Origin of the sequence: Embleya sp. NPDC050493, assembly GCF_044458105.1 — a bacterium.
Classification (GTDB): Bacteria; Actinomycetota; Actinomycetes; order Streptomycetales; family Streptomycetaceae; genus Embleya.
Map to the genome: position 1 here is coordinate 83,389 of NZ_JBITHP010000034.1, position 13,882 is coordinate 97,270.

Consider the following 13,882-nt stretch of genomic DNA (forward strand, 5'->3'; position numbering starts at 1 on the left):
GCTGGGCAACGCAGTTCATCGACCCGGTATTTCGGCAGGGTCCGACGTTGTCGGCCGCCACGTGGACGGAGGTCTGGCCGCGTGTCCCCTGTCGAAGAACCGCCGACGGGTACGCAGACCGGGGCGGCGGCGGACGACGTGCGTTCGGACGTACTCGATCTCTCCGACCTCACGCCGGGCGACCTGGACGCCCTGCCGGACACGGCGTTGGCCTCGGCACTGCGGCGGGTGTTGCGGGACGCGCTGAGCGACGAATCCGTCTTCTGCGCCTTCGATTCGGCGTTCGAGGACTGAAACGATGCCCAGGCGCCCCGACTCGGGTCCCCGAGGGGCACGATGACGCAGCCGCCGCCCTTTCGCCAATTCGTGGTCAAGCTGCACAGCCGCTGCAACCTCGCGTGCGATCACTGCTACGTCTACGAGGCACGGGACACGTCCTGGCGCAGCCGGCCGCGGGCGATGTCCGCGCCGATCATGCGCCGACTCGCGGAACGCATCGCCCGGCACGCCGACCGCCACGAGTTGCCCGTCGTCCATGTGGCCCTGCACGGCGGCGAACCGCTGCTGGCCGGTCGGGACCGGGTCGACACACTGGCCGGCACACTGCGAGCGGCCCTGCCCGCCGCGACCGCCTTGAAGCTGTCCGTGCAGACCAACGGCACGCTTGTGGACCCCGAGTGGATGGCCCTGTTCCATCGCCACGGCATCCGCGTCGGAGTCAGCCTCGACGGCGACGCGGACGCCAACGACCGGCACCGGCGCCGGCGCGACGGTACCGGCAGCCACGCCGCGGCCATTGCCGGGATCGCGCTGCTGCGCCGCCCCGAACACCGCAGTCTGTACGCGGGATTGTTGTGCACGGTCGACCTCGCCAACGATCCGGTGCGCACCTACGAGGCGCTGCTCGCGCACCAGCCCGCCCGGATCGACTTCCTGCTCCCGCACGCCAACCGGCAATTCCCGCCCCCGGGCCACGACCCGCTCGGCACGCCCTACGCGCGCTGGCTGCTCGCGGTCTTCACCCGCTGGTACGAAAGCCCCGTACGCGAGACGTCCGTGCGCCTGTTCGACGACATCATGGCCGTGTGCCTGGGCGGCTCCTCGCGTTCGGAGGCCGTCGGCCTGTCGGTACCCGGATTTCTCGTGGTGGCCACCGACGGGGCCATCGAGCAGGCCGACTCGCTGCACTCCAGCTACGACCGGGCGGCGGCCACCGGCCTGAACGTCCTCGCGCACGACTTCGACGCGGCCGCGCGACACCCGCAGATCGCGCAATGGCGCCTGGGCGAGGCGGGGCTGGCGGATGCCTGCCGCGCGTGTGAGGTGATGAAGCTGTGCGGCGGTGGGATCCGCGCGCACCGCTACCTGCCGGCCTCGGGATTCGCGAACCCCTCCGTCTACTGCGCCGACTTGGAGAAGCTGACCGGCCACATCCGCGATCGGGTTCGCGCCGACACCCGTGAACTCCTGCGGAGCCTGCCGTGATCGCCGGACTCGCCGGCGTGCGTCTGACGTCCCGGGACTTCGACGACCTGGCCCGCGGCCGGCCCGGGCCCAGCGCCCTACACACGCTGCGCACCGGTCAGCTCAGCCGTCGGCTGCTCCTGATCCACACGTTGGCCCGGACGGCCCGAACCCGCTTTCCCACGCCCTGGCGGCAATCGGGGGCCGAGCACGCACAGGCGGTGCTGACCGAGGTCACCCGGCACGACCGGGGCGCCCTGGAGACCGTCCTGATGCATCCCCACCTGGGCGTCTGGGCCACCCGCTGCCTGCGCGGGCTGCACGGCAGGTCGCCCGGTTTCCGGATCCGGGACGAACTCGCCTGGTTCACCGCCGTCGCCGCCGCCGCGGCCACCCGCGCCGGACTTCCCGTGCGGCTGGAACTGCCCGTCCGCGCCGGGATCGTGTCCCTGCCCACCCTCGGCTCCATGCGGGTGCCCGCCGACACCGCCGCGGTGCGATTCGAGGACGGGGTGCTCCACTTCCCCGGCGGCCACGCCCGCGTGCCGATCACGGACACCGCCGGCCCCGCCCGCGACGTGCGCGCGAGCACGACCGAGGGCGCGCTCCCGTACTGGCAACCCACCCGCGTGGTGACCGCGCACGCGCCCGACGCCGGTCCCGTGCTGCGCGTCGTGCTGGAGGACGGCGATCCCTATCGCGACGCGCACCGCGAGGACATCGCGCCGCGGCTCACCCCGGAACGGGCCGCGCGGTGGGACACTGCGCTGCGCCACGCCTGGGCCGTGCTGTGCGAGCACTTCCCGGATCGGGCCCGGATCTGCGCGAGCCTGTGCACCAGCGTGGTGCCGCTCGCGCCGCGGTCCGGCCGGGCGATGAGCGTCACGGTGCGCGACGCGCACGGCGCGATCGGGATCACCGAGGCGGCCGATCCGGTGCGGCTGGCGGAGGCACTGGTCCACGAGACGAGCCACATCGCGCTGGGCGCCCTGACGGACCTGGTGGACCTGCACGAATGGGGCGCGACCCAGCGGTACACCGTGGGCTGGCGACCGGACCGGCGCCCGCTGGAGGCCGTGCTCCAGGGCACCTACGCACACCTCGCGCTGACCGGCCTGTGGGGCCACTACCGACACCTGGTGCCGCCGGTCGCCCGAACCCGCGCCGAACGGCGGTTCGTACGCTACCGCGACCAGGTGGACGCCGCGCTGGCGGTACTCGGCGACTGTCGGCAACTGACGGCGCTGGGACGCCGATTCGTCGACCACATGGCAGCGGAGGCCGCCGATCGCACACGCGGCGCCCGCGTCGACCCGATGGGCCCGCCGCGACCCGGCGTGGTGCGCGGCCGCCGGGTCGCGCACCCGGCCCGCGAGACGGCCGCGGCGCTGGCGGACCTGGGGCTCGGGAGCGGAGCGGTGCTGCTCGTGCTCGCACCCTCGACCCCGCTCGGCCGCGTCGACGGCGGCCCCGACACGCTGATCGGGGCGCTGCGCGAGGTGTTGGGCGAGCGGGGAACCCTGGTGGTACCGACGGCCACCAGCGACAACACCGACCCTTCGACCTGGCATCGCACGTGCCGCAGCCCGGTCCCCGCCGACTGGTGGCCGGGACTGCGCGCGGAGATGCCGCCGTTCGAACCCGCACACACGCCGAGCCACCGGATGGGCGCGCTGGCCGAGCACGTACGCCGACTGCCCGGAGCCGTGCGCAGCGACCACCCCAGGACCTCGTTCGCGGGGATCGGGCCACACGCCACGGCCCTGATGCGCGGCCACGCGCCCGACTGCCACTATGGCGAACGCTCACCGCTGGGCCGCATGGAGCGGGTCGGCGCGCACGTGCTGTTGTGGGACGTCGGCTTCGCCGCCAACATCGCCTTCCACCTGGCCGAGTACCGCGTCGGGCAGCCGCCGACGACCGGGTACCGCAGCCTGGTGCGCGACGCCCGAGGCGACCGACGATGGGTCGACACGGTGGACACCCGGCTGAGCAATCACGACTTCGCGGCTCTGGGGGAGGCGTTCGAACGCACCGGGGCGGTGCGCGTGGCCGCGGCCGGGCAGCGGCGGGCGAGGCTGTTCCGACTGGACGAGGCCGTCGGCTTCGCCACGACGTGGTTGCGGGAGCACCGCCGGGATCGCTGATCCGGCAATCGTGTGATGTGTGAAGGGGGACGCATGGGGGACACGCCGAGCCACTACTTCTACCTGAGCCACGTCCGCAGGACGGACGATCTGTGGGTCCGCGAGTTCTTCGGCGATCTGTCGCTCGTGGTGGCCGAACGCACCGAACGATCCACGGAACAGGTGGGCGTGCTGCCCGACCGGCGCCCGGGCCCGCCGTCCGCCGACCTGATGGACCGCTGTCTCAAGCTGGTCGTACTGCATTCGTCGCGCTACTTCACCCGGGAGGAGTGCACCCGGGAGTGGGCCTTCTTCCAACAGCGAACCGAGGTGCACTGGTCGCGCACCAAACGTTCGATGGACGTGATCGTCCCGATCATCTGGACCCCGATGCCGCCGGGCGTGGAGCGGATCGCACCGAGCGGGGACTGGCCCGCCGAGATCCGGGTCTCGTCGCCGACCTACGAGCAGGAGGGACTGCTGCACCTGCTGCGGTTCAAGCCGCGCTACCACCGGGAGTACGAGGAGGTCCTGCACGCCGTCGCCGACCGCCTGCTGTCCCCGTCGAGCTCCCCCCGCGCCCGGGTCGCGCCGCCGGGCCACGGCCTCAACGGGCGGGCTCGGCCGGTTCCGGTCGCCGCGCCGCACCACACGGTGGATTTCGTGCTGTCCGCCCCGGGGGTGGACGAACTCCCGGCCGAGCGCACGAATCGAAGGTTCTACGGAGCCGATCCGCTCGACTGGGCGCCCTACGATCCCACCGAGACGGGGTCCCTGGTCGCGCTCGCCCGGGAGACCGCGGGCGAATTGGAGTTCACCTCGACCGTGCAGCTCCTCGACGAGACCCTGCCCGCGCTGACCGACCGGCGGCCGAACCCGAGACAGCTGACCGTGCTGCTCCTGGACGCCTGGATCACCCGGACGGCGGCCCTGCGTTCGCTGCTGACATCCGTCGACGACGCCGTGGTCTCGGCCGCCGTGCTGGAGCCCAGAGCACGCGACGACACGGAGTCCGCCGCCCACGCGGACGTGCTCGACGCGGCCCTGGACCGATGTCTGCCCCGACTGCGCGGCAAGTATCCGGTACAAAGCGGCTGTTGGGCGGTGCCCGATCGCGATCGCTTCACTCGCGCCCTGCGTGAGACGCTGGCACGGGCACAGAACGACGCCATGAAGGCGGACACGTACCGACGATCCCCCGTCATGCCGACCGGAAGTTTCGACAGGCTCCCCCTGCTTGGAGGTTCCTCCTCGTGAACCAGGACCCGGCCGTCCCCGAACCTTCGGCCCCCGGCACCGTGGTGACGTTCTACTCCTTCAAGGGCGGCACCGGGCGGACCATGGCGCTGGCCAACGTCGCGTGGATCCTGGCCGGGAACGGCCTGCGTGTGCTGACCATGGACTGGGACCTCGAAGCCCCCGGCCTGCACCCGTACTTCGGTCCGTTCCTGGGCGACCGCGGCCTCGACTCCACGCCCGGCGTGATCGACCTGGTGCGCACCTTCGACATGCTCGAACCCAAACCGGCGCCCGAACACCTTCGCGAGTACGCCCGGGTCGACCGCTACGCGTCCTCGCTGCGGTGGAACTTCGCCGACGGCGGCTACATCGACTTCGTCTCCTCGGGCAAGCGCACACCGGAGTACTCCGAGACGGTCAACACCTACGACTGGCGCGGCTTCTACGAACGGCGGGACGGCAAGGAGCTGTTGCTCGCGCTGGGTGCGGACATCCGTGAGCACTACGACTACGTCCTGATCGACAGTCGCACCGGCTTCAGCGACACCTCGGGGATCACGACCCTGCTGCTCCCCGACGTGCTGGTGAACTGCTTCACGCTCAGCACCCAGGCCGTCGACGGTGCGGCGAGCGTGGCCCGGGACGTGCAACACGCTGCCCCCCGGGTGCGCATCCTGCCTGTGCCGATGCGGGTCGACTACTCGGAAATGATCAAGCTGGAGGTCAGCCGGGACTACGCCCGCCGCAGGTTCGAGCCCTTCCTGGCCCACCTCTCCGCCGCAGGGCGGGAGAAGTACTGGGCGGACGTGGAGATTCCGTACAAGCCCTTCTACTCCTACGAGGAGATCCTGGCCACCATCGGGGACCGCCCGCGCCAGGACACCAGCCTGCTGGCCGCGTACGAACGCCTGACCTCGGTGATCAGCCGCGGTCGGGTCGGCTCGCTCGTGGCGATCCCGGAGGAGCAACGACGCACGCTGCTGGCCCGGTTCGAACGGGTCCGCCCGCACGAGGCCGAGGCGGTCTCCGCCCGGGTCCGCATCGAGTACGCGCAGCGGGACCGGATGTGGGCGAAGTGGATCGCCGTGCAGTTGCGCGCCGTCGGGATGACGGTCACGCTGCGGGCCGCCGGCGTCGCGGTCGAACCGCCGCCGATGCCGGCGGGATCCACCGCGGCCGGCGGCGCGCCGGACGTGGTGATCGCGTTGTTGTCGCACGAGTTCGCGCTCACTCCGCTCGCCCGGGAGGTGCTGCAACTCGCCGCCGACACCAGGCCCGACGCGCCGCGGGTGATCAGCGTGCAGCCGCTGGAACCCGTGCTCGACGAACCGGTGTTGCTCAACCTGCCCGGCGCGACGCTGGTGGCGCTGAACAACCTCGGGGCGGAGGAGGCGCGTGCGGTGATCCTGGGCGCCTTCGCCCTGACCCCGCCCGATACGCCGGTGTCGCCCGACCCCAGGTTCCCGGGACGGGAGGCGAGGGTGTGCAACGCCCAACCGCGCTACGGCGTCTTCACCGGTCGCGACGAACTCCTGGAAAACCTTCGCGGCCTGCTGGGCGCCCACCCCCTCGAAGGCACGAGCCCTCCCGGCGTCGCGCTGGTCTACGGCCTCGGCGGCATCGGCAAGACCCAGATCGCGTTGGAGTACGTGCACCGCTACGGCGCGCAGTACGACGTGATCTGGTGGATCGGCGCCAACCAGCACAGTCGGATCCCGCCGGCCCTGGCGGAGTTGGGTGACCACCTGCACGTGCCGGGTTCGAACGTCGCGGAACGCAGCCAGGCCGCGTTGATCGCGCTGGAGAGCGACGCCAACGGGCCGTGGTTGCTGGTCTATGACAACGCGGACAGCGAGGAGAATCCCGAGGGGCTGCGCCGCTACCTGCCGGCCCGGGGCCCGGGACATGTGATCATCACCTCCCGCGACGCGGCGGCCCGAGACGAATCGGAGCCCTTCCAGGTCGACGTCTTCTCCCGCCCGGAGAGCATCGCACTGCTCCGGCGGCGGGTCGGGAACCTGTCCGTACACGACGCGTCCGCGGTGGCCGCCGAACTCGGCGACCTTCCGTTGGCCGTCGAGCAGGCCGCGGCCTGGTTGCGGCAGACCGGCATGCCGGTCGACACCTACCTGGAGCAGGTCCGCGGCCAGGTGGGCCGCACCCTGGCCGTGGTCGGGAACATGGGAGAGGGCACGACGTCCTCCGACGGCACCCCACTGACCGCGATCTGGCGGCTCTCGGTGAACCGCCTGAAGGCCGAACGGCCCGCCGCCGCACGCCTGCTGGAACTGTGCGCGTTCCTGTCGCCCGAGCCGATCGCCACCCGACTGCTGTACGGCAACGTGGTCGGCAGCCACCTGGCGGAGCTGGAACCGGCGGTGCGGGACCCGATGGTGCTCGGCGACCTGATCCGCGACCTCGGCCACTACGCGTTGGCCCGGGTGGAACGCGAGACGGTGCAGGTCCACCGGCTCCTCCAGGCCGCGGTGCGGGAGTGGCTGGCCGAGGACGCCGAGACGTACGAGGCGACCCGGCACCTGGTGCACGAGGCGCTGGCCGCGGCCCGCCCGATGACCGGGGTGAACGAGGGCAGCGCCGAAGTGCGCGCGCAATACGCCGAGTTGTTGCCACACCTACAGGTCTCCGGAGCGATCGACAGCGCCGCTCCCGCCGTGCGCGAATGGATCGTGGGTCAGGTCCGGCACATGTGGCGCACCGGCGACCACGAGGCGGCGGTCGATCTCGGCGACGAGGTGCTGACCCGATGGCGGGAACGGATCGTTCCCGACGACGCGGATACCCTGCGGCTCGCCGCGCAGGTCGCGAACCCGCTGCGCTCGCTGGGCCGTTACCAGGAGGCACACGACCGGGACAGGGACACCCTGGGCAAACAGCGCCTGCTGGTCGAGCCGAACCAACGCCACATCCTGGTCACGGCCCGCAACTACGGCGCCGACCTGCGCGCCCTGGGCCGGTACCGGGAATCCTTCGAGCAGGAACAGAGCACCTACGAACTGAGCAAGCGCGCGTTCGGCCCGAACGACCCGGACACCCTGCGCGCCGCGAACAACCTGAGCATCTCGCTCAGCCTCGTGGGGCGCCCGATGGAATCCCTGCGCCTCAACGAGGAGAACTATCGTCGCCGCCGGCAGATCTTCGGCGACAACCACCCGGCGACCTGGCACTCGGCGAACCGGTTGGCGCTGGACCGCCGGGAGACCGGCGACTACCAGGGATCGCTGAGCCTGTTGCTGGACACGCGCGAACGGCAGGTCGCCAAGGAGGGCGAGAGCGGGGACGTGGTCCTGGTCACGGACCGGTTCCTGACCGTGACGCACCGGCGGATGGGCGATGCCGAAGCCGCCTTGACGCTGAGCCGGAACATCCTGACCACGCTGCGCAGCCGATTCGGCGAACTGCATCCGGACACGCTGGCGTGCGCGATCGGATATGCGTGCGATCTGGCCACGCTGGGGCGCGAACACCCGGCCAACTACGCGGAGGCGGTGGACATCGCGACGGAGACCTACCAGCGGTACCGCGATCGGCTCGGGGACACGCATCCGTTCTCGCTCGCCTGCGCCACCAACCTGGCCATCTTCAACACGCTGTACGGCGAAGCCGCCCTCGCGCTCCGGTCGAGCACGGTGACGCTGGTCGCGATGGAGGACGCCCTGGGCGCGGACCACCCGATGACGCTGGCCTGCCGGACCACGCGTGCGGGCGCTCTCTCGGTGCTGGGCCGGCACGAAGAGGCGGCGGCCGAGGACGCCGTCGCCAACGCGGGATTCCGCCGGGTCTTCGCTCCCGACCATCCCCCGCGGGTGCTGTGCTCCGCCTACAACGCGGCGCTGGAGCGCCGACTGTCCGGAGCTCCGGGAGCCGAACGCGAGGTCAGCGAGGCGATGGCACGCGTCGAGTCTCATTCGGGCAGCCGACACCCCACGTACCGGCAGATGCTCCGGGGGCGCCGGATCAACTTCGACGTGGAGATTCCCCCGATCTGACCACCCGCGCGGGCGCGGGCGCGGAACGGCGTGGCCGCGCCCGGACGGGGGCCGACGGGCGCGGCGCGCACGCGAGCGGGATGGGCTTCGCCCGCCGCCCCGGTCACCCCGCCCGGCCTGCCCCCGGTCACCGCGGCGGGAGCAGGCCGGGCGGGGGTACGTCGAGGGGGCCGCTCCGGTACCTCGCCCGAAGCGCCCCGGGGCCCTCCGCCGGGACCGCCCCCGTCACCCCGCCGGGGCGAGGCCGGTGAGGCCCGATGGCAGGTCGCGGGTGTGCACGACGCCGAGTCGCTGCGTCGCCCGGGTCAGCGCCACATACAGGTCGGCAAGCGCGAACGCGGCCGGCTCCACCACGATCACGGCGTCGAACTCCAGCCCCTTGGCCTGCTTGGGGTCCAGCAGCACCAACGGCCGGGTGAGGTCCGGCGCGACGCCTCGTTCGGCGTGCGGAACCGCGGCCGCCACCGCATCGATCAGCTCGCGCGGCGCGATCACGGCGAGCCGCCCGTCGACCGGAGTGCCCGGCTCGCCGCCGGTGCCTTCCCGCGTGCCCGACTCCCGGGCGGCCGCCGGGTCGGCGACCCCCTCGTGAGCGACCGCCCATGCCACGGCCGCCGGCAGGTCCGCGGTGTGGAGCGACCACGGCTTCACGCCGGTCGAGCGCACCGACTTCGGCGGCTCGAACCCCGGGTGGGCGGCCCGCACGACGTCGGCCGCGACGTCCATGATCTCGGTAGGCGTACGGTAGTTCACGCCCAGCCGGACCCGTTCCCAGCGGCCCTCGACATACGGCACCAGGATGCGTTCCCACGACCCGCACCCGCCCGGCTCCGAGGTCTGCACGGGGTCGCCGACCAGGGTCATCGACCGGGTGGGGCTGCGCCGCATCAGCAACCGCCAGGCCATCGCGGACAGTTCCTGGGCCTCGTCGACCACGATGTGGCCGTACGCCCAGGTGCGGTCCGCCGCCGCGCGCTCGGCGGAGGTGCGGTGGTCGAGTTCCTCCTGACGTTCCGCGAGGCGCTCGGCGTCCACGAGGTCGTGGGCGCTCAGCACCTCGGACTCCTCGTCGTCGCGGTCCTCGAACTCCTGCGTGCGTGAGCCGTACGACAGATCGAGCACGCCCTGCGCGTACGCGATCTGCCGGCGCCGCTCGGCCGCCGCCGCAGCCCGCGCCAACGAGTCGTCCTCACCCAGGAGTTCGGCGGCCTCGTCGAGCAACGGCACGTCGGCCACCGTCCATTCGTCGCTCGTCCAAGTTCCGAAGACCGGGTCGTACACCGCCGGACGCCGGACCGCTGCCGCGTCCTCCTCGGACAGGTACACCGGTTCGGCAAGGTAGTCCGCGACCAGGCCCTGCGGAGTGAGGCGCGGCCACAACTCGTCGACGGCCGCCTGCACGGCCGGGCTCTCGGCGACCGACATCGCCAACTGCGCGATCTCGCCCGGGCCGAGGAAGTTCGGCCCGCCGAACGGGTCCGCACCGAGCCGGTCGACCAGCTGCTCGGTAAGGCCGTCGATCACGCGCGACGCGAACGCCGCCCGGGCGAGGTTGTGCGGCAACAGCGTTGCCCGCGCCCTGCTTCGGGCGGCCTTCGCGATGTCCGCGTCGAGGAACAGGTCGCCGTCGTCGTGCCCGATCACCAACGGCGTCTTTGGCACCGTCTGTTGGTCGGCCACGAAGCGGCCCAGCACCTCGGCCATCGCGGCCCGGCCCTTGACCTCGGCGGCCTCCGGGGTGTCCACGGCGGTCGCGGTGACCCCCGGGAACAGCTCGCCGGGCGTGGCGAACTGCACGCCCGTCTCGCCGAGCGAGGGCAGGACGTCCTCGATGTAGCCGAGGAAGGCGGGGTTGGGGCCGACCACGAGCACGACGCGGCGGGTCAGGTGCTCGCGGTTGGCGTACAGCAGGTATGCCGCGCGGTGCAGGGCGACGACCGTCTTGCCGGTGCCCGGGCCGCCCTCGACCACGAGCACGCCGCGGTGTGGCGCACGGATGATCCGGTCCTGCTCGGCCTGGATGGTCTGCACGATGTCGTGCATGCGCCCGGTGCGCGCCGCGTCGAGCGACGCGAGCAGGACCGCGTCGGCGTCCGAGCCCTCGAAGCCGGTGCGGGTGTCGTCGGTGAGGTCGAGGATCTCGTCGTGCAGCCCGGTGACCCGCTGCCCGGAGGTGGTGATGTGCCGCCGGCGCCGCAGACCCATCGGGGTGTGGCCGGTCGCCAGGTAGAACGGCCGGGCGAGGTCGGCGCGCCAGTCGATCACCATCGGGGTGTGCTCGGCGTCGTCGCGGCGGATACCGATCCTGCCGATGTGGTGGTCGGCGCCGTCGCGGAACAACAATCGCCCGAAGCACAGGCCGTTCGCGCCGGCGTCGAATGCCGCGAGCAGACCCGAGTGCTCGAACACCGCGATGTCCCGCTCGACGCGCGCCTGCCGGGTGCCGTCGTGCTCGCGCCCGAGCGCGCTCGTCACGGCGGCCTCCGTCTGGGCACGCAGCTCCGCGAGGCGTGCGTACAACACATCGACGAATTCCTGCTCGTGTCGCAATTCGGCGTTTGACAATTCGACTCCCGGCCGGATACAATGTCGTCATTCAGCTTCCCGAATACCGTGAATCACCGGTATTCAGAACCATCCAATATACCTCGTGTAAAACCCCGGATGTCAAGAAACCCCGAGCGTCTCGACGCTCGGGGTTTTCTCGTTGTCTCTCGCGTCGTTGCCCAGCGCGTCCCTACCTCTCCGCGTCCTTGTTCCGACAATGGAATCGCCTCGCTTGCGGGCCGCGAGCGAATTGCCCGCGAATAACCGCGGGCGCCCGGCTCGGCCGGTCGTCGCGTCCATCGATCCGGCCGGACCGCGCGGGCGCACGTCGGTCCAATTGGTCTCGACGTACTCGGCCGATGCAGGTAGCCGGGGGCAGGCGGGGGCCCGTTGTCGTCGTCGCGGGCGGACGGGCCGCGGATCCGGACACCCGGCAGACATCCTCGGGGTCGTGATCCGCGGGCTCGGATCCCGTCGCCGAGCCGGACCCGGCGGCCGGCCGGGGTCGGAAGTGCCGCCCGGGCCGTCGGCCCGGGCGGGCGGGCTCAGGATCCGTCGGGGCGCAGGGCGCCGTGGGTGACCATGTCGATGGCGGCGTCGACGTCCGGGGTCAGCCAGCGGTCGTCCCCGAGGGCGGGGACCCGTTCGCGGAGTCGGTGGTGGAGCGTGTCGGTGGCCTTGGCCAGGGGCAGGTCGCCCATGGTGGGTCGGGCGAGGTCGATGCCCTGGGCGGCGAGCAGGAATTGCACCGCGAGCACGATCTCGGCGCGGGAGAGGTTGTCGTCGAGGTTGCGCACCGAGGCCATGGCCATCGTGTTGTGGTCCTCCTGCCCGAACTTCTCCGGGCGCGAGAGCACTCCGGCCGGCATGGCGCGGGTCTGCATCTCGGGGATCAGGGCCGCGCCCACGGTCTGTACCTGCACCAGGCCGGAGTTGAGGCCGACCGGCGGGCCGGCGAGGTTGTCGGGCAGTCCGTAGCTCCACTTGGAGGCGATCAGGCGACCGGACAACTCGTGGGAGAGTACGGCGACATCGGTGATCTGGGCGTTGAGGGTGTCGATCGCGTGCCCGATCCGGGCGCCGTCCCAGTTGCCTCCCATCACGAACTCCCAGGTGTGATCCGGGCGTTCGAACAGGAGTGGGTTGGACGTCGAGGCGTTGGCCTCGCGGGTGATGATGGTCTGGGCCTCGTCCAGTGTCTGGCGGGCGGTCGCGGTGATGTGCGGGGCGGCGCGGACCGAGACCGCGTCCTGCACGCGGGGGGACTCCTCGCCGTACCTCTCCCGGCCCTGTTCGGTCATCCAGGCGCTGTCCGCGGTGAGTTCGCGCAGCCGGGCGGCCTCGTGCTCCTGGGCCGGGATGCGGCGTTCGGCGTGGGTGCGCTCGTCCAGGGAACCGGCCTCGGCGCGCGTGGCCTCCAGGAACAGGGCGAACGCGCCGCGGAATTGGTCCAGGAACCGTTCGGCCCGGTCGACCGACGCCGTGTAGCGGGCCGTCAGCACACCGCTGCCGCTGATCAGCGGCAGCGTCTCGCCCGCCTCCAAGGGGAACTCGACCGGCAGACCGGCCTGGCGCAGGATCTCGGCCGCCCCGCGTGCGGGCCCCTCGCGCAGCCGGGCCGTGCCCGCGTCGCCGGTGAGCACGAGCCCCGCGGCGGCCATCGGCTGGAGGTCCCCGGTGCCCAGGGATCCGATCGAGGGCATCACCGGGGTCACGCCCGCGTTGACCAGCGCCAGCATGCGTTCGACCATCTCGGGCCGCACCCCCATCCGGGCCCGGGCCATCGCGTTCGCCCGCAGCACCAGCGCCAACCGAGCGACGCCGGGCGGGACTTCCTCGCCGGTGCCGGCCGCGTGCGAGCGCAAAACCCGGCGTTGGAAGTCGCGCTGCTCGGCGTCGGTGAGGGGGCGGTCCTTGAGCGGACCCAGTGCCTGGTTCCAGCCGTACACGCGTTGGCCGCGGCTGAGCGCGAGCAACCCACCCTCGCGAGCCGCGCGCATGCGGTCGGCGGCGGCCGGCGCCAGTCGCACCGGTCCGGCGTTGCCGTGCAGCACCGCCCGCATCTGGGCCACCGTCAGGTGGTCCCCGTCGAGGGTGATGCCGGTCGCCTTCTTGCCGGCCGCGGGTGCGACCGCTTGCGCGGCGTGCCGGGGCGCGGGGCCGGCCGAGCCGGTCACCAGGGCCGAGGACACGGCGACGGCCAGGACGACTCCGGTCAACCGTCGGCGCCGCGCGGGGCCCGAGCGCCGGCGGGAGGCCGCCGCGTCGGGCCGGGATGCCGCACGGCGGAGAGAGAGAAATACATTCACGTCATGGCCATCGACCGATCACCGGGATACTTGAATAGTCGGATGAACAGTGACATTCAGGACCGATCGCATCGTATGGGCCGGGTCGTCCGGGGTGGGCACGGACGGCCGAGGACGTCGGGCGGCGGCGCCGCCCCCCCGCCCGCCCGCGGGCTCCGCGCAGCGCGCGTCTCGCCCCCCCCCCGCAAAA

7 protein-coding genes are annotated in these 13,882 nt (G+C 72.2%); 5 read left to right on the forward strand and 2 right to left on the reverse strand.

Annotated features, from left to right (window positions below):
• The first annotated feature begins 81 nt into the window (after positions 1–81).
• The 5 genes from fxsA to fxsT are packed head-to-tail and all read left to right on the forward strand — an operon-like array spanning position 82 to position 8,836.
• A complete protein-coding gene (gene fxsA, locus ACIBM5_RS40695) occupies positions 82–294 on the forward strand; it encodes an FxSxx-COOH cyclophane-containing RiPP peptide (protein ID WP_396011728.1) in 213 nt (70 codons plus the stop codon).
• A gap of 42 nt (positions 295–336) precedes the next feature.
• Entirely contained in the window at positions 337–1,485 is a 1,149-nt protein-coding gene (locus ACIBM5_RS40700; protein ID WP_396011729.1) for an FxsB family cyclophane-forming radical SAM/SPASM peptide maturase, read from the forward strand.
• The gene (locus tag ACIBM5_RS40705; RefSeq protein WP_396011730.1) at positions 1,482–3,611 is read left to right on the forward strand and encodes an AAC(3) family N-acetyltransferase; all 2,130 of its coding nucleotides are present in this window, start codon (positions 1,482–1,484) and stop codon (positions 3,609–3,611) included. The genes ACIBM5_RS40700 and ACIBM5_RS40705 overlap by 4 nt, the downstream gene beginning before the upstream one ends.
• A 33-nt stretch (positions 3,612–3,644) precedes the next feature.
• Positions 3,645–4,847 carry an FxsC protein gene (gene fsxC / locus ACIBM5_RS40710; RefSeq protein WP_396011731.1) on the forward strand — a complete coding sequence of 401 codons (1,203 nt, stop codon included), beginning with the start codon at positions 3,645–3,647 and terminating at the stop codon, positions 4,845–4,847.
• Entirely contained in the window at positions 4,844–8,836 is a 3,993-nt protein-coding gene (gene fxsT, locus ACIBM5_RS40715; RefSeq protein ID WP_396011732.1) for an FxSxx-COOH system tetratricopeptide repeat protein, read from the forward strand. Before fsxC ends, fxsT begins: the two co-directional genes overlap by 4 nt.
• A 225-nt stretch (positions 8,837–9,061) precedes the next feature.
• Here the strand turns inward: fxsT and ACIBM5_RS40720 are convergent, their stop codons facing one another.
• On the reverse strand, positions 9,062–11,386 hold the full coding sequence (locus tag ACIBM5_RS40720) for a HelD family protein (protein ID WP_396011735.1): 2,325 nt from the start codon (positions 11,384–11,386) through the stop codon (positions 9,062–9,064).
• Positions 11,387–11,928: 542 nt separating this feature from the next.
• Positions 11,929–13,602, reverse strand: coding sequence for a histidine ammonia-lyase (hutH, locus tag ACIBM5_RS40725; RefSeq protein ID WP_396011733.1), 1,674 nt, complete (start codon positions 13,600–13,602; stop codon positions 11,929–11,931).
• Positions 13,603–13,882: the final 280 nt, after the last annotated feature.